At 70.2% G+C, this 21,167-nt stretch carries 22 protein-coding genes; 19 read left to right on the top strand and 3 right to left on the bottom strand.

What is annotated here, in order from left to right:
* Nucleotides 1-98 precede the first annotated feature (98 nt).
* From rplM to A5787_RS05555, 5 genes are all read left to right on the top strand, one after another.
* Nucleotides 99-542 (top strand): 50S ribosomal protein L13, encoded by a 444-nt coding sequence (gene rplM / locus A5787_RS05575; RefSeq protein WP_066962798.1) that lies wholly within the window; start codon nucleotides 99-101, stop codon nucleotides 540-542.
* Nucleotides 539-1,063, top strand: coding sequence for a 30S ribosomal protein S9 (gene rpsI / locus A5787_RS05570; protein ID WP_082977084.1), 525 nt, complete (start codon nucleotides 539-541; stop codon nucleotides 1,061-1,063). The genes rplM and rpsI overlap by 4 nt, the downstream gene beginning before the upstream one ends.
* A 127-nt stretch (nucleotides 1,064-1,190) precedes the next feature.
* Entirely contained in the window at nucleotides 1,191-2,528 is a 1,338-nt protein-coding gene (gene glmM, locus A5787_RS05565) for a phosphoglucosamine mutase (protein ID WP_066962795.1), read from the top strand.
* Between the two features lie 47 nt (nucleotides 2,529-2,575).
* Entirely contained in the window at nucleotides 2,576-2,863 is a 288-nt protein-coding gene (locus tag A5787_RS05560; RefSeq protein ID WP_066962792.1) for a hypothetical protein, read from the top strand.
* A 2-nt stretch (nucleotides 2,864-2,865) separates the two neighbouring features.
* Nucleotides 2,866-4,152 carry a hypothetical protein gene (locus A5787_RS05555; RefSeq protein ID WP_066963078.1) on the top strand — a complete coding sequence of 429 codons (1,287 nt, stop codon included), beginning with the start codon at nucleotides 2,866-2,868 and terminating at the stop codon, nucleotides 4,150-4,152.
* Between the two features lie 4 nt (nucleotides 4,153-4,156).
* Here A5787_RS05555 and A5787_RS05550 read toward each other — a convergent pair whose 3' ends face one another.
* Nucleotides 4,157-5,200 (bottom strand): LLM class F420-dependent oxidoreductase, encoded by a 1,044-nt coding sequence (locus A5787_RS05550; RefSeq protein WP_066963075.1) that lies wholly within the window; start codon nucleotides 5,198-5,200, stop codon nucleotides 4,157-4,159.
* A 149-nt stretch (nucleotides 5,201-5,349) separates the two neighbouring features.
* On the opposite strand from A5787_RS05550, the gene A5787_RS05545 reads away from it, so the two are divergent.
* On the top strand, nucleotides 5,350-5,730 hold the full coding sequence (locus A5787_RS05545) for a DUF4189 domain-containing protein (protein WP_066962789.1): 381 nt from the start codon (nucleotides 5,350-5,352) through the stop codon (nucleotides 5,728-5,730).
* A gap of 17 nt (nucleotides 5,731-5,747) precedes the next feature.
* On the opposite strand, the gene A5787_RS05540 is transcribed toward A5787_RS05545, so the two are convergent.
* Nucleotides 5,748-6,587 (bottom strand): dienelactone hydrolase family protein, encoded by an 840-nt coding sequence (locus tag A5787_RS05540; protein WP_066962786.1) that lies wholly within the window; start codon nucleotides 6,585-6,587, stop codon nucleotides 5,748-5,750.
* A 25-nt stretch (nucleotides 6,588-6,612) separates the two neighbouring features.
* Nucleotides 6,613-6,816 carry an Rv1535 family protein gene (locus A5787_RS05535; protein ID WP_066962783.1) on the bottom strand — a complete coding sequence of 68 codons (204 nt, stop codon included), beginning with the start codon at nucleotides 6,814-6,816 and terminating at the stop codon, nucleotides 6,613-6,615.
* A gap of 521 nt (nucleotides 6,817-7,337) precedes the next feature.
* Between A5787_RS05535 and glmS the strand changes: the two genes are divergently transcribed.
* The 13 genes from glmS (at nucleotide 7,338) to groES (ending at nucleotide 21,113) form a co-directional block, all read left to right on the top strand.
* On the top strand, nucleotides 7,338-9,203 hold the full coding sequence (gene glmS / locus A5787_RS05530) for a glutamine--fructose-6-phosphate transaminase (isomerizing) (protein WP_066962780.1): 1,866 nt from the start codon (nucleotides 7,338-7,340) through the stop codon (nucleotides 9,201-9,203).
* Nucleotides 9,204-9,252: 49 nt separating this feature from the next.
* The gene (locus A5787_RS05525; RefSeq protein WP_231993838.1) at nucleotides 9,253-10,152 is read left to right on the top strand and encodes a DUF4436 domain-containing protein; all 900 of its coding nucleotides are present in this window, start codon (nucleotides 9,253-9,255) and stop codon (nucleotides 10,150-10,152) included.
* A gap of 28 nt (nucleotides 10,153-10,180) precedes the next feature.
* Complete coding sequence (locus A5787_RS05520; protein ID WP_369829081.1) at nucleotides 10,181-10,888, top strand: rhomboid-like protein; 708 nt, start codon at nucleotides 10,181-10,183, stop codon at nucleotides 10,886-10,888.
* Nucleotides 10,889-10,890: 2 nt separating this feature from the next.
* The gene (locus tag A5787_RS05515) at nucleotides 10,891-12,741 is read left to right on the top strand and encodes a S9 family peptidase (protein WP_066962777.1); all 1,851 of its coding nucleotides are present in this window, start codon (nucleotides 10,891-10,893) and stop codon (nucleotides 12,739-12,741) included.
* Nucleotides 12,742-12,761: 20 nt separating this feature from the next.
* Nucleotides 12,762-14,177, top strand: a complete 1,416-nt coding sequence (locus A5787_RS05510) for a bifunctional ADP-dependent NAD(P)H-hydrate dehydratase/NAD(P)H-hydrate epimerase (RefSeq protein WP_066963066.1) — start codon at nucleotides 12,762-12,764, stop codon at nucleotides 14,175-14,177.
* Between the two features lie 29 nt (nucleotides 14,178-14,206).
* On the top strand, nucleotides 14,207-15,592 hold the full coding sequence (locus A5787_RS05505) for a glutamate decarboxylase (protein ID WP_066962774.1): 1,386 nt from the start codon (nucleotides 14,207-14,209) through the stop codon (nucleotides 15,590-15,592).
* A 102-nt stretch (nucleotides 15,593-15,694) separates the two neighbouring features.
* A complete protein-coding gene (alr, locus tag A5787_RS05500; RefSeq protein WP_197506967.1) occupies nucleotides 15,695-16,864 on the top strand; it encodes an alanine racemase in 1,170 nt (389 codons plus the stop codon).
* A 49-nt stretch (nucleotides 16,865-16,913) separates the two neighbouring features.
* On the top strand, nucleotides 16,914-17,966 hold the full coding sequence (locus tag A5787_RS05495; protein ID WP_197506966.1) for an alpha/beta fold hydrolase: 1,053 nt from the start codon (nucleotides 16,914-16,916) through the stop codon (nucleotides 17,964-17,966).
* Nucleotides 17,959-18,423 carry a tRNA (adenosine(37)-N6)-threonylcarbamoyltransferase complex ATPase subunit type 1 TsaE gene (tsaE, locus tag A5787_RS05490; RefSeq protein WP_066962765.1) on the top strand — a complete coding sequence of 155 codons (465 nt, stop codon included), beginning with the start codon at nucleotides 17,959-17,961 and terminating at the stop codon, nucleotides 18,421-18,423. The genes A5787_RS05495 and tsaE overlap by 8 nt, the downstream gene beginning before the upstream one ends.
* Entirely contained in the window at nucleotides 18,420-19,049 is a 630-nt protein-coding gene (gene tsaB, locus A5787_RS05485) for a tRNA (adenosine(37)-N6)-threonylcarbamoyltransferase complex dimerization subunit type 1 TsaB (RefSeq protein ID WP_066963063.1), read from the top strand. The genes tsaE and tsaB overlap by 4 nt, the downstream gene beginning before the upstream one ends.
* Complete coding sequence (gene rimI, locus A5787_RS05480) at nucleotides 19,046-19,516, top strand: ribosomal protein S18-alanine N-acetyltransferase (protein WP_066962762.1); 471 nt, start codon at nucleotides 19,046-19,048, stop codon at nucleotides 19,514-19,516. Before tsaB ends, rimI begins: the two co-directional genes overlap by 4 nt.
* Nucleotides 19,513-20,556, top strand: coding sequence for a tRNA (adenosine(37)-N6)-threonylcarbamoyltransferase complex transferase subunit TsaD (gene tsaD / locus A5787_RS05475; RefSeq protein ID WP_066962759.1), 1,044 nt, complete (start codon nucleotides 19,513-19,515; stop codon nucleotides 20,554-20,556). The genes rimI and tsaD overlap by 4 nt, the downstream gene beginning before the upstream one ends.
* A gap of 254 nt (nucleotides 20,557-20,810) precedes the next feature.
* On the top strand, nucleotides 20,811-21,113 hold the full coding sequence (groES, locus tag A5787_RS05470; RefSeq protein ID WP_007167930.1) for a co-chaperone GroES: 303 nt from the start codon (nucleotides 20,811-20,813) through the stop codon (nucleotides 21,111-21,113).
* The last annotated feature ends 54 nt before the right edge of the window (nucleotides 21,114-21,167 follow it).

The following is a 21,167-nucleotide window of genomic DNA, read 5'->3' as shown; positions in this document are numbered from 1 at the left end:
GGTCGCCGAGAACCCTTCCTTTTGGACCCACCGTGAACGCCTGACCGGCACCCGGCTCGACCCGGGATCCACTTCGAGAAGAAGAGAAGGTAAGCACTGTGCCCACCTATGCGCCCAAGGCGGGTGACACCACACGGTCGTGGTACGTCATCGACGCCACGGACGTGGTGCTTGGCCGCCTTGCCGTCGCGGCAGCCAACCTGTTGCGCGGCAAGCACAAGCCGACGTTCGCGCCCAATGTCGACGGCGGTGACTTCGTCATCGTCATCAACGCCGAGAAGGTCGCCCTGTCCGGCGACAAACTGCAGCAAAAGCTGGCCTACCGCCACTCGGGGTATCCCGGCGGCCTGCACTCGCGCACGACCGGCGAGATGTTGGAAAAGCACCCGACCCGCGTCGTGGAGAAGGCCATCGTCGGCATGCTGCCCAAGAACAAGCTCAGCCGTCAGATCCAGCGCAAGCTCCGCGTCTACGCAGGTCCGGAGCATCCCCACACCGCTCAGCTGCCGGTTCCGTACGAGATCAAGCAGGTGGCCCAGTGACCGAAACGACCGAGGCCTTAGAGACCGCCGAGGCCGCAGAGACCCCAGCGACCCCGGAAACCCCGGAAACCCCGGAAACCCCGGAAACCCCGGCCGAGGCTCCGGCCGCCCGGCCTGCCGAGGCGTTCGTCTTCGAGCGGCCCATCCAGACCGTCGGCCGCCGCAAGGAGGCCGTGGTGCGGGTGCGCCTCGTTCCCGGCACCGGCAAGTTCGACCTCAACGGCCGCAGCCTGGAGGACTATTTCCCCAACAAGGTGCACCAGCAGCTGATCAAGGCCCCGCTGGTGACCGTCGACCGGGTGGAAAGCTTCGACGTCTTCGCCCTGCTGCACGGCGGCGGCCCGTCGGGTCAGGCCGGCGCGCTGCGCCTGGGCATCGCCCGGGCGCTGATCGTGGCCTCGCCGGAGGACCGGCCCGCCCTGAAGAAGGCCGGCTTCCTCACCCGCGACCCGCGTGCCACCGAGCGCAAGAAGTACGGGCTGAAGAAGGCGCGCAAGGCGCCTCAGTACAGCAAGCGCTGATCAGCGTTTCTTTCTGGCCGCAACTTGGCAACGTTGCGGCGTGTCTGCGCACCCGTACGCATGGTTTCGGTCAGAAAAGAACGGGCACGTTAGGTGAACGACCAGCAATTGTGAGAGGTTTTAGCGCATGGGTCGACTATTCGGCACCGACGGTGTCCGCGGGGTCGCCAATCGCGAGTTGACCGCCGAGCTGGCGCTGGCCCTGGGCGCCGCGGCGGCCCGGCATCTGGCGAGTTCCGACGGGCCGGGCCGGCGGGTCGCCGTGATCGGCCGCGACCCCCGGGCCAGCGGCGAAATGCTGGAGGCCGCCGTGATCGCCGGGCTGACCAGCCAGGGCGTCGACGCGCTACGGGTCGGGGTGCTGCCCACGCCCGCGGTGGCGTACCTGACCGGCGCGTATGACGCCGACTTCGGGGTGATGATCTCGGCGTCGCACAACCCGATGCCCGACAACGGCATCAAGATCTTCGGCCCCGGCGGCCACAAGCTCGACGACGACACCGAGGATCAGATCGAGGAGCTAGTCGCGGCCGGACCGGGATTGCGCCCGGTCGGCGCCGGGATCGGCCGCCGCGTCGACGCCGAGGACGCCGCCGACCGCTATCTGCGCCACCTGTCCAAGACCTCCACGCTGCGGCTGGAAGGTCTCACGGTGGTGGTCGACTGCGCCCACGGCGCGGCGTCGTCGGTGGCCCCACGCGCCTACCGCGCGGCCGGCGCCCGGGTGATCGCGATCAACGCCGACCCCAACGGGCTCAACATCAACGACGGCTGCGGCTCGACCCACCTGGACTCGCTCAAGGCGGCGGTCCTCGAGCACCGAGCCGACCTGGGTCTGGCGCACGACGGCGACGCCGACCGCTGCCTGGCCATCGACGCCAACGGTGACCTCGTCGACGGCGACCACATCATGGTCGTGCTCGCGCTGGCGATGCGGGACGCCGGCGAACTGGCCTCCGACACGCTGGTGACCACCGTGATGAGCAACCTCGGGCTGCACCTGGCGATGCGCTCGGCCGGCATCGCGGTGCGCACCACCGGCGTCGGCGACCGCTACGTCCTGGAGGAGCTGCGCGCCGGCGACTACAGCCTCGGCGGGGAGCAGTCCGGCCACATCGTGATGCCCGCGGTCGGTTCCACCGGCGACGGCATCGTCACCGGCCTGCGGCTGATGACGCGCGTGGTGCAGACCGGCTCGTCGCTGGCCGACCTCGCCTCGGTGATGCGGTCGCTGCCACAGGTGCTGATCAACGTCAAGGTCGCCGACAAGGCCACCGCCGCCGCGGCGCCCTCGGTGCAGACCGCCGTCGAACAGGCCGAGGCCGAACTGGGCGACACGGGCCGAATCCTGTTGCGCCCCTCGGGAACCGAGCCGATGATCCGGGTCATGGTGGAGGCGCCCGAAGAGGGCTTGGCGCAGCGGGTCGCCACCGCGGTCGCCGAAGCGGTGAGCGCCGCGCGCTGATCCGGCTCTGCGGGAACCCCGGCGCGGAGCCGGGCGTCGGATTAGGCATGAGACTCGATAGCTCAGGGGTACACAAGGTCGCCGACCAGCTGGGCGCGGCCGCCGAACTCCTCGACCGTGCCGTGGGAGATCACCTGTCGCGCTTGGCTTTCGGCGGGGCCGGCGCAGGCCGGGCGCACACCGCTCGCGGCGACGCCCTGCGCGTCCAACTGGAGCGACTGACGGCCGAGGTGACGCAATGGTCGCGGGCGGCGACCGACACCGCCGCGGCGCTGCGCGCGGGCGCTGACTGCTACGCCGACGCCGAGCTGTACGCCGCGGCGCGGATCGCGTGACCGTGGCCGAACGGCTGGACGTCGCCGAGCGCCTCGCCGAGGGCAGGCCCGCCGTCGAGCACACCCAGACCTACGTGCGGGCCTGCCACGCGCTCGGCTATCGATACCCCGAAATGACGTCGCATCCCTTGCGGATTCGCGAGTGGTATGACAGCGAAGAAGGCCTCGACCTTCGCGCGCTCCATCGCGACTGCACCGAACTGCGGGCGGCGGGCGCGGCGGTCGCCGAAGCGCTGCGGCTGCAGCGCGCACAGCTTGCCGACCTGGCGGCGGCATGGGCGGGCCCCGGCGGGGAGTCCGCGGTTCGGTTCCTCGAGCGTCATTGCGACGCCGCGAGCGCTGTCGCCACGGAGGTCCGCGCGGCCGCCCAGCGGTGCGAGTCCCTGCGCGACAACCTGTGGTACCTGGTCGACTCCAAGGTCGCGGCGGCCATCGCCATCGACGATCGAACGCGGGCGCAGCAACCGGGGTGGTTGGCCGCGGCCGCCGCGATCACGACCGGGGTGGGCGATCGGGCGGGCGCCGAGGACGTGGTCCGTGAGCAGATACAGCCCTACGTGGACAACGAGATTCACGACGACTGGCTGACGACGATGCGTTCGACGGTCGAAGGTGTGGACACGTCCTACGACATGGTCATCGACAGGATGGCCGCCGCGCCGCCGGCGCGCTTCGAGGTGCCCAGCGATCTCGGGCCCGGTTATCAGCCGCGCGCGGCAAGCCCTCCGGGTCCGTCCGCGGTGGTTGCGTCCGCCCCGTTCCCCGGGCGGCCGGCGGATCCCGTTCCGGGGCCGCCTCCGGCGATGCCGTCGCCGACTGCGGCGATCCCAGCGCCGCCCCTTCCTGACCTGGGGACCGCCTCGGCCATGCCCGCGGGCGACGTGGGCGGCGGCCTGAGCGGTCTGGGTGGTCTGGCCAACCGGATCGTCGAAGCGATGGGTTCCCTGCTGGGTTCGGCGGTTGATCCCGCTGACACTGCCGATGCGTTCGGCGACGAGGATCCGTTCCATCCCGACGATGCCGAGGACGCCGAGGACAAGCCCGACGAGCCGGACGAGGTCAAAGACGCCGATAAGGTGACTGACACCGCGGCGGCGAAGCCCGCCGAAGAGGCGATACCGGTCGCCGCGCCGGCCGCGCCGGTTGCCGAGCCGCCTGCGCCGGTTGCCGATCCGGCCGCGCCGGTTGCCGAGCCGCCGGCCCCTGTTGCCGATCCGGCGCCCCCGGCAACCGAGGCATCAACGCCGTGCGAGATCGCCGCCGACCAGCTTCCGCAGGCGGGGCGATGAGGGCTCAGGCGGGCCGCAGCGCGAGCACGTCCTCGACGAAACGCGCGCCTTCGCGCGCGTCGGCGGCCAGCGGGCTCACCAACAGTGTCGTCACGCCGGCTTCGGCGAAGGCGGCCAGGCGTTCGGCGACGTACCCGCGGGGGCCGACGAGCGACATCCCGCGCACCAGTTCGTCGGGCACCAGGGCGATCGCCTCGCCCTTGCGGCCCGACAGGTAGTGCTCCTGGATCCGATCGGCGACCTCGCCGAACCCGTAGCGGGTGGCCAGGTTGTGATAGAAGTTGCGGCCCTTGGCGCCCATGCCGCCGAGGTAGAGGGCCAGCTGCGGCTTGACCCAGGCCAGCCGCTCTTCGACGTTGTCGCCGACGGCCAGCGACGCGTGCACCATGACGTCGAGGGGCCCCAGCGCCGGGTCGCGTTTGGCGGCCCCGGCGGCCAGCGCCTCGCCCCACACCAGGTGGGCCTTCTCCGGGAGGTAGAAGACGGGCTGCCAGCCCTCGGCGATCTCGGCGGTCAGTTCCACGTTCTTGGGGCCCAGCGCCGCGATGGAGATCGGAATGCGTTCGCGAACAGGGTGATTGATGAGCTGCAGGGCCTTGCCCAGGCCGGTGCCGCGGTCGGCGGGCAGCGGGATCTGGTAGTGCTTGCCGGCGTATTGGACCCGCTCGCGGCGCCACACCTGCCGGCAGATCTCCACGATCTCGCGGGTGCGGCCCAGCGGGGCGTCGAACTCGACGCCGTGGAACCCCTCCATCACCTGGGGCCCGGAGGTGCCGATGCCGAGCCGGAATCGCCCGTCGGACACGAAATCCAGGCCGGCGGCGGTCATCGCCAGCAGCGACGGCGTGCGGATGTAGATGGGAAACACCCCCGAGGCCAGCTCGACGGTGCTGGTCCTGGCGGCCAGATACCCGAGCTGGCTGACGGCGTCGAAGGAATAGGCCTCGGCCACCACCGCGACGTCGATGCCGGCCTTCTCGAGTTCCACGATGCGGTCGACGCCTTCGTGAAACCCGCCCGAGTAATCCAGAGCGATCCCGATTCGCATCCACGACAGATACCACGACGGCGGCGGCGCGCCGCGGTCGGCCGGGCGTTGTGCGGAATTGCTCCCGTCGCGCAAAGTCGTGCCCTGTAATAGTCTTCTTGCTTGCGCGGCAACAATGCGGGGCAAAAGGAATTGGGGCGGGAAGACTCATGAAGAAGCTGGTAGCGGCGGCGATCGCCATTGGCGCGGCATTCGCAGCAACCCCCATCGCGAATGCGGACGACAATTGGATCGCGATGGCGATATCGGATTCCACCGGGCATATCTCCGGTATCTATGTCGGGCAGTCCAGCCGATCCGCCGCCGAGCAGCTGGTGATGTCGGAGTGTCGCAAGCGGGTCAGCGACTGCCGCGTTCTGGCCAGCGGGGCGGGCGGGTGCGTCGCGCTGGCCAAGAACGCCGCACAAACCAAGTACTTCGGGGGCTGGGGTCCGACGAGCGACGAAGCCGAGGCCGCGGCGCTGGCCAACGCCCACGGCGGCACGATTCTCAAAGACCAGGGCCACTGCCTGGGAGACGCCGCGAGCTGACGCGCTTGCGCGCCTGCCTACTTCAGCAACGCGACGACCTTCTCCTCGAGGGCGATCGGCTCCGCCTCGGGATCCACCGGATCGGTGCGCGGCAGCTTCGCGTCCGGATCGGCAAAGGCTTGGTACGTCTTGTCCCCGCCCAGCGCGTAGAGCAGGTAACCGGTCAGCAGCGCCCGGACCGAGCGCTGCGTGCGCCGGTCGGGGCCGGCCAGCCCGACCACCTTGGCCAGCCGGCGGCCCTCGACCAGCCCGCCGGATTCGGCCTTGTGCACGATGCGCAGCGTCGCGGTGCACCACGCCGCGTCCAGCGCCAGGGCGTTGGAGTTCAGCGATTTCGGGTCTCCCGGCGCGGTCAGGATCAGACCGGGGACCTTCAGGGTCGCGGCGGGCTGTTCGGCCGGGGGATTGGTGACCGACGGAAACAGCGCCGCCGCCGCCGCGGGCTTGTCGGGCATGCCGGCCGCGGCGAACACTGCCGCCGAGCCGCCGAAACCGTGGCCCACCACGCCGAGCTTGGCGGGATGCACGCTGATGTTGCCGGCCCCCAGCCGCACCCCGGCGACGATGTCGAGGGCGGTGCCGAGGTCGAAGGCCAGGTTCAGCACCGAGGGCGCCAGGCCCCGCTGGGTGTCGGGCGCCCCGGCCACGATGCCCCACGACGCCAGGTGCTCCAGCAGGCCCGAGTAGCGGGCGGCGCCGGCGAGCCAGTCGTGGCCGAACGCCACGCCCGGCAGATTGAACCCCGATTCGGGCGTGTACACCACGCCCGGCAAACCGGCGAAGGCCAGGTCACCGCGCAAAACGCGGTGCGGGCCACGGCGGCTGAGGGCTGCGACGAGCTTCCGGATCCGAGCCACCCGTCGACGTTAGCGCATGGCGCCGCTAGGCCGTGACCTCGATGACACCCACCCGCCACAGCGCCGCGTACAGGTGGCGCAGCGGGATGCTCAGCAAACGAGAGGCCGCGTCGACCATCGGGTCACCCCCGGCGAGCGGCGGGCGAGGGGTCCGCTTCGGGGCGGGCGCTACTGTCGGCCGCGGCGCGGCGGCCACCATCATCACTTCGTCGAACAGAACAGCGGTCATGATTCCCTCCTGAAAGATCTTTACGGGTCGTTCACCGACTCCGGATTTCTGTTCTTAACGTTTGCTAGATGGTCATTTGCGTGAGGTTTACGAAAAGTTGAACTATTGGCGTTGGCGGTTATTGCCGGCCAGATTTTCGGCGGCGCTTCGTTGCGTCAAATACCTGGTAGAAGGGCATATTTGCCGTTGAAGGCCGAGCGTCACCCCCGTTGTTCTTTCCGCTGGCCGCGAGTTGTTGCCAGCTGTTACCCGACATTTCGCAGTGTAAGGCTGGAAGTTGCTGGATAGCGGATGCCAATGGGAACGACGCGAATACATCCGGTGAAATGAACGCCGATCGTTCGTGAAGGCGGTGTGAATGCATCGCGGCGGTCCTTCCCGTGCCTGGTGTCGATGGCTATAGCTTCGGGCCCGCGCCTGGAGGGATTCTCAACGATTTCTTGGCGCGACCGGCGCGCGATAGCCGCAGGTCGGGGGCGTGCTGGCGGGGCCAGCGCGATCGCTGCACTACCCTGTTCAGGATGTGCGGGATTGTCGGCTACGTCGGGCACCGCCCGGCCTGCGAGGTCGTCATGGACGCGCTGCGCCGGATGGAGTACCGCGGCTACGACTCATCGGGGATCGCGCTGGTCGACCGCGAGGGCAAACTGACCGTCCGGCGTCGCGCCGGCCGGCTGGCCAACCTGGAAGAGGCGGTCGCCGAGATGGCGCCGGCGTCGAAGGTGGGCACCACGGGCCTGGGCCACACCCGCTGGGCCACCCACGGTCGTCCCACCGACCGCAACGCGCACCCGCACCGCGACGCCGCCGGCAAGATCGCCGTCGTCCACAACGGCATCATCGAGAACTTCCCGGAGCTGCGCCACGAGCTGGAGGCGGCCGGCGTGGAGTTCGCCAGCGACACCGACACCGAGGTGGCAGTGCACCTGGTGGCGCAGGCCTACCGGAATGGCGCGACTGCCGGTGATTTCACAGCCTCGGTGCTGGCGGTGCTGCGCCGGCTCGAGGGCCACTTCACCCTGGTCTTCGCCAACGCCGACGAGCCGGGCACCATCGTGGCGGCCCGTCGCTCGACGCCGCTGGTAATCGGGGTCGGCGAGGGCGAGATGTTCGTCGGCTCCGACGTGGCGGCGTTCATCGAACACACCCGCAACGCCGTGGAACTCGGCCAGGACCAGGCCGTCGTGATCAGCGCGGACGGCTACCGCATCACCGACTTCCACGGCAACGTCGACGTCGAGTACCGCGAGTTCCACATCGACTGGGACCTGGCCGCCGCCGAAAAGGGCGGCTACCCGTACTTCATGCTCAAGGAGATCGCCGAGCAGCCCACCGCGGTGGCCGACACCCTGCTCGGGCACTTCGTCAACGGCCGGATCGTCCTGGACGAGCAGCGCCTGTCCGACCAGGAACTCCGCGAGATCGACAAGGTGTTCGTGGTGGCCTGCGGCACCGCCTACCACTCCGGGCTGCTCGCGAAGTACGCGATCGAGCACTGGACCCGGCTGCCGGTGGAGGTCGAGCTGGCCAGCGAGTTCCGCTACCGCGACCCGGTGCTGGACCGCAGCACCCTCGTCGTGGCCATCTCGCAGTCCGGGGAGACCGCCGACACCCTGGAAGCGGTCCGCCACGCCAAGGAGCAGAAGGCCAAGGTGCTGGCGATCTGCAACACCAACGGCTCGCAGATCCCGCGCGAGTGCGACGCCGTGCTCTACACGCGCGCCGGCCCGGAGATCGGCGTGGCCTCCACCAAGACCTTCCTGGCGCAGATCGCCGCCAACTACCTGGTCGGCCTGGCGCTGGCGCAGGCCCGCGGCACCAAGTACCCCGACGAGGTCGAGCGCGAGTACCGCGAGCTGGAGGCGATGCCCGACCTGGTGGCCCGGGTGCTGGCGATGATCGAGCCGGTGGCCGCGCTGGCGCACCGGTTCGCCCAGTCCTCGACCGTGCTGTTCCTGGGTCGCCACGTCGGCTACCCGGTGGCGCTGGAGGGCGCGCTGAAGCTCAAGGAACTGGCCTACATGCACGCCGAGGGCTTCGCCGCCGGTGAGCTCAAGCACGGCCCGATCGCGCTGATCGAAGACGACCTGCCCGTGATCGTCGTCATGCCCTCACCCAAGGGGCAGGCCACGCTGCACGCCAAGCTGCTGTCCAACATCCGCGAGATCCAGACCCGCGGCGCGGTGACCATCGTGATCGCCGAAGAGGGCGACGACACCGTGCGTCCCTACGCCGATCACCTCATCGAAATCCCCTCGGTGTCAACGCTTCTGCAGCCGCTGCTGTCCACCATCCCGCTGCAGGTGTTCGCCGCGTCGGTCGCGCAGGCCCGCGGCTACGACGTCGACAAGCCGCGAAACCTGGCCAAGTCCGTCACCGTCGAATAGCCCGTACAATCTCCGGACGGTCAAGTCACGCGAGCGAACGGGAGGCACGTTGTCGGCGGATGGTTCGGCGAAGCGCGGCGGGCGCTTCGGAAGGGTGCTGATCATCGGCCTGGTGGTGCTCTTCGTGGCGACCTACGCCATCACGGTCGGGCTCTATTCCAGGTCCGGGTGCGGCTGCCCCCGTCAAATCACCCAGGGGCAGCCGGCGACCGACGGGACCACCGTGACCATCGATCTCCAGGAGCTCCAGTCGGTCAAGGGCGGGCTGAGCGGCAACGTCACCGTGTCGCCGGGGCCTGAGCTGCTCGATCCGCAGACCGGCGGCCTCACCGAGGATCTCACCGTCGCCGTCCACTCCGCGGTGACGCCCACCAAGCGCACCTGGGCGACGGGCACGGTGCCGGGCGTGTCTCCCGTCCCGCTGACCATCACCGGCGACCCGTCGGAGTGGCCCTTCGATCACTACCACTCGGGGCCGATCACGGTCGATCTTTTCCACGGCGATTCCCCGGTGCCGCAACGGGCGTCGGTCACGTTCGTCGACCGCATTCCGGGTTGGCGCGTCGACATACCCGTCAGCGGCAGATCGGATATCGCCGCGCCCATCGCCAAGCCCTACCGAGTGGAATTGCACCGGTCTCCGAGCACGGCGGCCTTCGCCGCCGTCATCGTCGCCATGATGATCGCGATCGCCGCGATCGGTCTTTCGGTCGCCGTGCTGACGGCGCTGGACCGGCGAAGATTTCAGCCTCCGATGACGACGTGGTATGCGGCGATGCTGTTCGCGATCATGCCGCTGCGCAACGCGCTGCCCGACGCGCCGCCCATCGGGTCGTGGGTCGATGTCACCGTGACGTTGTGGGTGATCGTCGCGCTCGTGAACGCGATGCTGCTCTACATCTTCTGCTGGTGGCGGCACCTGAAACCCGAGCCGTCCGCCGTCGCGTAGCAACGCCGGGCGTGCAACAGTTGAACTTGTGGCGAACGCATCGGTGAGCACGCGGCTGCGGCGCATCTGGCTCGCGGTGTGGCGCTTCGTCATCACCGCGCCGCTGACCTACGCCTGGCTGCTGGTCCTGACGATCACAACGATCATCCAGAACGAACTGCCCGGGCGCCAACTGCACTCGGTGCTGCTGCACCGTTCCACCAACATTCACGCATTGGGAACCGATCCGCTCGACGTGCTGTTCTCCAGCCTGCTGTGGCTCGACGGCAAGAACCTGGAACCGTACCTGCTGCTGTTCACGCTGTTCCTCGCGCCGGCCGAACACTGGCTCGGCCAATTGCGTTGGCTCACGGTCGGATTGACCTCCCACATTCTCGCGACGTATATCGGCGAGGGCATCCTGTACTACGCGATCGAGGAGCACGAGGCCTCCGAGCGGCTGGTGCACGCCCGCGACATCGGGGTCAGCTATTTCCTGGTCGGCGTGATGGCCGTGCTGACCTATCACATCGCGCGGCCCTGGCGCTGGGGCTACCTCGGTGTGCTGTTCGTCATCTTCGGTTTTCCGCTGCTGACGATGAGCCGCCACGGCGTGAACTTCACCGCGATCGGCCACTTCGCCGCGATCCTCATCGGGCTGTGCTTCTACCCGATGGCGCAGGAACGCAAGCGTCCGGCGCTGAATCCGGCGCACCTGCGAGCCGCGTTCCGGCGGATCGGTTCGCGCGAGGGGTAGCGATGGGGGTTCGCGCGCTCTACGGCGCATCGCTGTCACCCGACGCCACCGCGTTCGCCCACCTCGTCGACGACGGCGGCTATCCCCATGCGGTGCAGCGCTTCCTGCACGGCCGCCAGTTCAGCGCGCCGCGGAACGTCGAACTCCCGGTCGAGGGCCCGGTCTCGCGGGTCGTCCACTCCGCCGACGGTCACTGGCTGGCCTGCGAGGTGGCCCCCGAGGGCGGCACCCGCCACCAGATCTGGGTCGTCACCACCGATCCCGAGGACCGGATGGCCTGGCGCGCCGACCGCGAGGAGGACGGGACCGCCGAGCTGATCGGGTGGGACGGCACCCGGATCGCGGCCATCCTGACGGGCGAGGACGGGGTGGGGCAGTCGTGCCTGATCGATCCGGCCGACGGCGGTTGCACCGTGCTGGACCGCCGTTCCGGCGCCCGGCTCGTCGACGCGTGGGCCGGCGCGGCGCTGATCCGGGTCGGGCCGCGCGGCTACCAGGAAATGGTCATGCTGCACGGGGACACCGAAATCGCTCTGCTGCCTTCCGATCCCGGTGCGGTGACGGCCAGCGGCGCGATCCTCGACGATCACCATCCCCGCCGCCTGCGTTACGGGCCGACCGGCGAACTCGCCAGGCTGTACAAACCGGGCGTGGGCGCCGACGGATACTTCCGCGCGCTGCTCATCAGCGACAACGGCTGTGAACATGCCCGGCTGCTCGAGGTGATCGCCACGCTGGACGGCGTGAGCTACTTCGTGGTGGCCGAGCGCCCGGGCTGCGACCTCGACGAGTTCGCCGTCAGCGCCGACATGTCTACCGTCGCCCTGCTCTGGAACCTGCAGGGCCGCAGCGAGTTACAGATCCTCGACCACACCGACTACACACTTCAGGAACCGATTCCGCTGCCGGGCGATGTGGCCGGGGAGCTGTCGCTGAGCGCCGGCGGCTCGATGGTGGCGATGACCGTGCAGGGCCCGGCGCTGCCGCGCACCGTCGAGCTGGTCGACCCGCGCACCCGGGAATGGCAACTCGTGGATCACGAACCCAGCCGCGGCCCGCTGGCCCGCGGCTTTTCCGCGCGGCCGACGCTGGAGTCGATCACCGCGCGCGACGGGCTGAACCTGCCGTCGTGGCTGTACCGGTCGGCCGTAACTGGCTCCGGCTCAGGCGCTTTGGTGTACCTGCACGGCGGCCCGGAGGGGCAGGCGCGGCCCGACTACAGCGAGATCTTCCCGGATCTGCTCAACGCCGGGATCAGCGTGCTGACCCCGAACGTGCGCGGCTCCGGCGGGCTGGGACGCACCTTCGTGCACGCAGACAACAAGGAGAAGCGGTTCGCGGCCATCGATGACGTCGCCGACTGCGTGCGCTTCCTGGTGGACAACGAGGTGGCCGACCCCGGCCGAATCGGCTGCGCCGGCTGGTCCTACGGCGGCTACCTGACGATGGCGGCCATGACGTTCTACCCGGAGTTGTTCGCCGCGGGCGTCGCCATCTGCGGGATGAGCGACCTGACCACGTTCTACCGCAACACCGAGCCGTGGATCGCCGATGCCGCCTACCCGGAGTACGGCCACCCGGTCTACGACCGCGAACTGCTGGAGCGGCTGTCGCCGCTGCGCCGGGTCGACGCCCTGACCGCGCCGTTGCTCGTCGTACACGGCGCCCACGACACCAACGTCCCGGTCGGGGAATCCGAGCAGATCGTCGCGGCGCTGCGGGAGGCGGGCCGCGAGGTGCGCTACCTGCTGTTCGCCGACGACGGCCACGAGATCGTCAAGCGCGAGAATCACGAAGCGCTGGCCGCGGCGATGACCGAATGGTTGACCGAGGCGTTCGCCCCGCCCACCTAGGGCATGGAATGCTTGCGGTGATGCGGCACTACTACTGTGTTGACGCCATCCGCGACGCCGAAGCTCCGCTGTTGGCGAGCCTGCCCGACGGCGCGCTGATGCGCCGCGCGGCGTTCGGCCTGGCGACCGAGATCCTCGCCGAGTTGACCGCGCGGGCGGGCGGGGTGGCCGGGCGCCGGGTGTGCGCGGTCGTCGGCTCCGGCGACAACGGCGGTGACGCGCTGTGGGCCGCGACCTACGTGCGCCGCCGTGGCGCGGCCGCCGACGCGGTGCTGCTCAACCCCGAGCGCACCCACCGCAAGGCGCTGGCCGCGTTCCGCAAGGCCGGCGGCCGCATCGTTGAAAGTGTCCAGCCCACAACGGATCTCGTCATCGACGGGGTGGTGGGGATCTCCGGTTCGGGTCCGCTGCGGCCGGCGGCGGCCGAGGTTTTCGCGGCGGCCGAAGGCATCCCCGTCGTCGCCGTCGACATCCCCAGCGGCATCGACGTGGCAACCGGGGCCATCACCGGCCCGGCGGTGCACGCCGCGCTGACCGTCACCTTCGGCGGACTCAAACCCGTGCACGCGCTCGCCGACTGCGGGCGCGTCGAGCTGATCGACATCGGCCTCGACCTGCCCAAAACCGATGTGTTGGGGTTCGAGGCCGCCGACGTCGTCGCGCGCTGGCCGGTGCCCGGCCCGCACGACGACAAGTACACCCAGGGCGTCACCGGGGTGATGGCCGGCTCGTCGACCTATCCCGGCGCGGCCGTCCTGTGCACCGGCGCCGCGGTCGCCACCCACTCGGGCATGGTCCGCTACGCCGGCAGCGCGCACACGCAGGTCCTGGCGCAGTGGCCCGAGGTGATCGCGTCGCCCACCCCGGCGTCGGCCGGGCGGGTGCAGTCCTGGGTCGTGGGGCCGGGATTGGGCACCGACGAGACCGGGGCCGCCGCGCTGTGGTTCGCGCTGGACACCGACCTGCCGGTGATCGTGGACGCCGACGCGCTGACCATCCTGGCGGCCCACCCCGAGCTGGTCGTCAACCGCAGCGCGCCGACGGTGCTGACCCCGCATGCCGGTGAATTCGCGCGGCTGGCGGGTAACCCGCCGGGGGACGACCGCGTCGGCGCGTGCCGCAAGCTGGCCGACATGTTCGGCGCGACGGTACTGCTCAAGGGGAACGTGACGATCATCGCCGACCCCGGCGGCCCGGTGTATCTGAATCCCGCCGGGCAGTCCTGGGCGGCCACCGCCGGGTCCGGCGACGTGCTGTCCGGGATGATCGGCGCGCTGCTGGCGTCGGGGTTGCCGCCCGCCGAGGCCGCCGCGGCCGCGGCCTTCGTGCACGCGCGCGCGGCGGCGCTGGCGGCCGCCGACCCCGGGCCCGGTGAGGCGCCGACGTCGTCGTCGCGGATCGTCCCGCACATCCGGGCCGCCCTGGCCACGCTGTAGCTCCAAGCCGCCCAACGAAAGGATCGATCGTGACCCTCAGCCACCCGTCCGTGCCCGCGCACTCCATCGCCCCGGCCTACACCGGCCGCATGTTCACCACCCCGGTGCCGGCGCTGCGGCTGCCCGAGGAGTCGATGGACCCGGAAACCGCCTACCGCTTCATCCACGACGAGCTGATGCTCGACGGCAGTTCGCGACTGAACCTGGCGACCTTCGTGACCACCTGGATGGACCCGGAGGCCGGGAAGTTGATGGCCGAGACGTTCGACAAGAACATGATCGACAAGGACGAATACCCGGCGACCGCGGCGATCGAGCAGCGCTGCGTCTGCATGGTGGCCGACCTGTTCCACGCCGACGACCTGCGTGACGACGATCCGTTCAGCGCCATCGGGGTGTCGACGATCGGCTCCAGCGAGGCGGTGATGCTGGGCGGCCTCGCGATGAAGTGGCGCTGGCGGGCAAAGGTCGGAAAGGGCTGGGAGAAGCGCACTCCCAACCTGGTGATGGGGTCCAACGTCCAGGTGGTCTGGGAGAAGTTTTGCCGCTACTTCGACGTCGAACCGCGCTACCTGCCGATGGAGGAGGGGCGCTACGTCATCACTCCCGAACAGGTCGTCGACGCCGTCGACGAGGACACCATCGGCGTGGTCGCCATCCTGGGCACCACCTACACCGGCGAGCTGGAACCCGTCGCCGACATCTGCGCCGCGCTGGACAAGCTGGCGGCCGGCGGTGGTGTGGACGTTCCGGTGCACGTCGACGCCGCCAGCGGCGGGTTCGTGGTGCCGTTCCTGCACCCGGAAATCAAGTGGGATTTCCGGCTGCCGCGGGTGGTCTCGATCAATGTCAGCGGCCACAAGTACGGGCTGACCTATCCCGGCGTCGGGTTCGTGGTCTGGCGCAGCAAGGAGTACCTGCCCGAAGACCTGGTGTTCCACGTGAACTATCTGGGCGGCGACATGCCGACCTTCACCCTGAACTTCTCCCGCGCCGGCAACCAGGTGGTCGGCCAGTACTACAACTTCTTGCGACTGGGCCGCGAGGGTTACACGCAGGTCATGCAGTCGCTGTCGTCAACGGCTCGCTGGCTGGGCGAGCAGCTGCGGGTGGGCGACCATTGCGAGCTGATCTCCGACGGTTCGGCCATCCCGGTGGTCAGCTTCCGGCTCGCCAGGAACTGCGGCTACACCGAGTTCGACCTCTCCCACGAGCTGCGCGGCTACGGCTGGCAGGTGCCCGCCTACACCATGCCCGAAAACGCCACCGACATCTCGGTGCTGCGCATCGTGGTGCGCGAAGGGCTCTCCGCCGACCTGGCCCGGGCGCTGCACGACGACGCCCGCAGCGCGCTGGCGTCGCTGGACAAGCTCAAGCCGGGCGGGCACTACGAGGCCCAGCACTTCGCGCACTGATTTCTGGCGCCGAACGTCGACTTGTCGCGCTGATCAGGCCGAATGCGCGGTAACACGTCGACGCTCGGCGGCACTTGGGGCACTTCTGGGAGAATGGCAACCGTGGCCGTTACGCCGATATCCCTGACGCCCGGCGTCCTCGCGGAGGCCGTCGTGGACCTGGACGCCATCGCGCACAACGTGCGGGTGCTGCGCGAGCACGCCGGCGGCGCGGGTGTGATGGCCGTCGTCAAGGCCGACGGCTATGGGCACGGCGCGACGCGGGTCGCCGGGGCGGCCCTGGCCGCCGGGGCGGCGGAGCTGGGCGTCGCCACCGTCGACGAGGCCCTGGTGCTGCGCGCCGACGGCATCACCGCGCCGGTGCTGGCCTGGTTGCACCCGCCCGGCATCGACTTCGGGCCGGCGCTGCTGGCCGATGTGGAGATCGCGGTGTCCTCGGTGCGCCAGCTCGACGAGGTGGCCGACGCGGTGCGCCGGACCGGCCGAACGGCCACGGTCACCGTCAAGGTGGACACGGGACTCAACCGCAACGGCGTCGCCCCGGCGCAGTATCCGGCGCTGCTGAGCGCGCTGCGCGCGGCCGTCGCCGAGGACGCCGTCCGGCTGCGGGGGCTGATGTCGCACATGGTGTATGCCGACCAGCCCGACAACCCCATCAACGACGTTCAGGCCCAACGGCTTTCCGACATGCTGGCGCTGGCGCGCGCCGAGGGCGTGCGGTTCGAGGTTGCTCACCTGGCGAATTCGGCGGCCACGATGTCGCGGCCCGACCTGGCCTTCGACCTGGTGCGGCCCGGCATCGCGGTGTACGGCCTGAGCCCGGTTCCCGGGCTCGGCGACATGGGGCTGGTCCCGGCGATGACGGTGAAATGTCCCGTCGCGCTGGTGAAGTCGATTCGCGCGGGTGAAAGCGTGTCCTATGGGCACACCTGGACGGCGCAACGCGACACCACCCTGGCGCTGCTGCCGATCGGCTACGCCGACGGCGTGTTCCGCTCGCTGGGCGGACGTCTGGAGGTGCTGATCGACGGCAGGCGCCGGCCCGGCGCCGGCCGGATTTGCATGGACCAGTTCGTGGTCGACCTGGGTCCCGGACCGGTCGACGTGGCCGAGGGCGACGAGGCGATCCTGTTCGGGCCCGGCACCAGCGGCGAACCCACCGCACAAGATTGGGCCGACCTGCTCGGCACCATCCACTACGAAGTGGTCACCAGCCCCCGGGGGCGGATCACCAGAACCTATCGCGAGGCCGAAACCGTTGAGCCCGGATAAAACCCGCAGGCGGCAGAGGGAAAAGGCCTGGCTTGCGGGGGGTGCCGGGGTGACCGCCGTCGCCACCATCGTCGGAGCCTCCGCCCGTCGGTCGATGACCCAGCGTGCCGCCGCCCTCGAAGACCCCTACGCGGGTGAGGATTTCGATACGCTGGACCGCGACCGCGGTTATGTGGTCACCACCCCCGACGGGGTGCCGTTGGCCGTCCGAGAGGCCGGTCCGGTGGACGCGCAGGTGACCATGGTCTTCGTCCACGGCTTCTGCCTGCGGACGGGGGCGTTCCACTTCCAGCGGACCCGGCTGCCCGATCGGCTGGCGCCGCCGGTCCGGATGGTGTTCTACGACCAGCGCGGGCACGGGCGGTCCGGCGAAGGCGCGGCGGAGACCTACACGCTCACCCAACTCGGCGAGGACTTGGAAACGGTGCTGAGTGCCGTTGCACCCCGTGGGGTGGTCCTGCTGGTCGGCCATTCGATGGGTGGCATGACGGTGCTGTCGCACGCCCGCCAATTTCCCTACCAGTACGGACGCCGGATCGTCGGCGCCGCAATCATTTCCTCTGCGGCCGAAGGGGTCACCCGGTCGCCGCTGGGGGAGATCCTGAAAAACCCGGCGCTGGAAGCCTTCCGGTTCACCGCCCGCTCCGCGCCCAAGCTGATGCACCGCGGCCGTAACGTGTCGCGGTCGCTGATCGGCCCGATCCTGCGGGCCGCGTCCTACAGCGACCTGCAGGTCAGCCGGAGCCTGGACGCGTTCTCCCAGCGGATGATGAACGCCACCCCGATCGCCACCATGGTCGGCTTCCTGGACGCCCTGGAAAAGCACGACGAGACCGCCGGGCTGTGGACATTGCTCAAGGTGCCGACCCTGATCGCGTGCGGCGACCACGACCTGCTCACGCCGGACGAATACTCGCGCAAGATGGCCGCCTCGCTGCCGCGGTCGGAGCTGGTCATCGTCGCCGGGGCCAGTCACCTGGCGCTGCTGGACAAACCGGAAGCCATCAACGACGGGCTGGTCCGGCTCGTCCACCGGGCCGTCCCGGGCGAGATGACCCTGCGATACCGGCGGTTGAAGGAACGGTTGCGGCGCCGTGGTTGAGACCGTCGGCACGGCCACGTGCGAGCGCGTCGAGGACACCGTCGCGTTGGGCTCGCAGCTGGGCCGGGAACTGCGGGCCGGCGACGTGGTGGTGCTCTCCGGCCCGCTCGGGGCGGGAAAAACGGTGCTGGCCAAGGGGATTGCCGCGGCGATGGACGTCGACGGCCCCGTCACGTCGCCGTCGTACGTGCTGGCCCGGGTGCATCGGCCGCGGCGGTGCGGCGCGCCGGCGATGATCCATGTCGACATGTACCGGCTCCTCGACCAGGGCCGCGCCGACCTGCTGGGTGAGCTCGACTCCCTGGACCTCGACACCGATCTCGACGACGCCGTCGTCGTGGTCGAATGGGGCGAGGGCCTCGCCGAACGCCTCGCCGAGCGGCACCTGGACATCCGTTTGGAGCGGGTCAGCCACTCCGACGTGCGGATCGCCACCTGGGAGTGGGGGCGCCCGTGAATCTCGTTCTCGCCCTGGACACTTCGACTCCGGCCGTCACGGCCGGCTTGGTAGGTCTGGAGCGCGGCGTCCTCACCGGGCTGGCCGAGCGGGTGACCGTCGACGCCCGCGCGCACGCCGAGCGGTTGACGCCCAACGTTCTCGCCGCCCTCGCCGACGCCGCGCTGACGATGGCCGACCTCGATGCCGTCGTGGTGGGTTGCGGGCCGGGCCCCTTCACCGGGCTGCGGGCCGGGATGGCGACGGCCGCCGCCTACGGGCACGCGCTGGGCATCCCGGTGCGCGGGGTGTGCAGCCTGGACGCCATCGGGGTGCGCACCACCGGCGACGTCCTGGTGGTCACCGACGCCCGCCGCCGCGAGGTCTACTGGGCCCGCTACCGCGACGGGTCCCGCACGGCGGGACCGGGAGTCAACGCCCCCGCCGACGTCGACCCCGGACCGGCGCGCGCGGTGGCGGGCTCGCCCGAGCACGCGGCGCTGTTCGGCCTGCCGATCAGCGGGCCCGCCCACCCCACGCCCGCCGGCCTGGTCGCGGCGGTACCCGACTGGTCGGAGCGCCCGCTCCCACTCGTCGCGCTCTATCTCCGCCGCCCCGACGCAAAACCCCTGGCGGCCCCCCGGTGACTGCCTGCAGCGAGCCCGTGACCCTCGGCGCGTTGACGCCCGCCGACGCCGAGCGCTGCGCCGAGCTGGAGGCCCAGTTGTTCCCCGGCGACGACCCGTGGCCCGCGGTCGCGTTCAACCGGGAACTGGCCGCCAAGCACAACCACTACGTGGGTGCGCGCGTCGCCGGGAGGCTCGTCGGCTACGCCGGCATCTCGCGGCTGGGCCGCACGCCGCCGTTCGAGTACGAGGTGCACACCATCGGGGTGGACCCGGGCTATCAGGGCCGGGGCATCGGCCGCCGGTTGCTCGACGAGCTGCTCGCCTTCGCCGACGGCGGCGCCGTCTACCTGGAGGTGCGCACCGACAACGAAGCGGCCATCGCGCTGTACCGCAGCACGGGGTTCGAGCAGATCGGCCTGCGCCGGCGCTACTACCGGGTCAGCGGCGCCGACGCGTACACCATGCGCAGGGAGTCCCGCTCATGATCGTCCTGGCCATCGAAACCTCCTGCGACGAAACGGGAGTCGGCATCGCGCGCCTCGGTGATGACGGCAGCGTGACCCTGCTCGCCGACGAGGTCGCCTCCAGCGTCGACGAACACGTCCGCTTCGGCGGCGTCGTCCCCGAGATCGCCTCCCGCGCGCACCTCGAGGCGCTGGGCCCCGCCATGCGCCGCGCGCTGGCGGCCGCCGGCCTGGACAAGCCGGACCAAAAACCGGACGTTGTCGCGGCCACCATCGGGCCCGGGCTGGCCGGCGCCCTGTTGGTGGGAGTCGCCGCGGCCAAGGCGTACGCGGCCGCCTGGGACGTGCCGTTCTACGCCGTCAACCACCTGGGCGGGCACCTGGCCGCTGACGTCTACGAGCACGGGCCGCTACCCGAGTGCGTGGCGCTGCTGGTATCCGGCGGGCACACCCACCTTTTGCACGTGCGGTCCCTCGGCGAACCGATCGTCGAGCTGGGCAGCACCGTCGACGACGCCGCCGGCGAGGCCTACGACAAGGTGGCTCGGCTGCTGGGCCTGGGGTATCCGGGCGGCAAGGTGCTCGACGACCTGGCCCGCACCGGTGATAGGGACGCCATCGCGTTCCCGCGCGGGATGACCGGCCCGTCCGACGACGCGTACGCGTTCAGCTTCTCCGGGCTCAAGACGTCGGTCGCCCGCTACATGGAAAGCCACGCGAGCCATCCCGACTTCCGCGCGGCCGACATCGCCGCCGGCTTCCAGGAGGCCGTCGCCGACGTGCTCACCATGAAGGCGGTCCGCGCGGCGACCGCGCTGGGCGTCTCGACCCTGCTGATCGGCGGGGGAGTGGCCGCAAACTCGCGGTTGCGGGAGCTCGCCATGCAGCGCTGCGCGGCCGCGGGGCTGTCGCTGCGCATCCCCCGCCCGCGGCTGTGCACCGACAACGGGGCGATGATCGCCGCCTTCGCGGCGCACCTGGTGGCCGCGGGGGCACCGCCGTCGCCCCTGGACGTGCCCAGCGACCCGGGCCTGCCCGTGGTAAAAGCGCAGGTGAGCTGATGTTCGCTCAGCGCGGACACGCCAATGCGCCAGAAGCACCGGGGCGGCCTTGAGTGCTAGCACTCGCATGTATAGAGTGCTAGGTGGCAATCGGCCAAGCCCTGTGCCGGCACCCGCGACGACGGCGCTCGGGCAACGGATGGATGCTGGATCAACTGATAATTCGGGCGGTTCGGGGCGTGCCCCGGACCGACCGCCAACTCCGGCCGGGGTGAACGCCCCGGACCCGATCTAACTAGTGGAGGGCTCCAATCGTGGCGAAGGTGAACATCAAGCCACTCGAGGACAAGATTCTCGTGCAGGCCAACGAGGCCGAGACCACGACCGCGTCCGGTCTGGTCATTCCTGACACCGCCAAGGAGAAGCCGCAGGAAGGCACCGTCGTCGCAGTCGGCCCCGGCCGGTGGGACGAGGACGGCGAGAAGCGGATCCCGCTGGACGTTTCGGAGGGTGACACCGTCATCTACAGCAAGTACGGCGGCACCGAGATCAAGTACAACGGCGAGGAGTACCTGATCCTGTCCGCCCGCGACGTGCTCGCTGTCGTATCCAAGTAAGGACCGTGTTCCGCCCCGGCGATCCCCGCACATAACCCCGCGGGTGATTTCCGG

Origin of the sequence: Mycobacterium sp. 852002-50816_SCH5313054-b, assembly GCF_001667185.1 — a bacterium.
Taxonomy (GTDB): Bacteria; Actinomycetota; Actinomycetes; order Mycobacteriales; family Mycobacteriaceae; genus Mycobacterium.
This window is presented reverse-complemented; position numbering and strand designations above follow the sequence as displayed.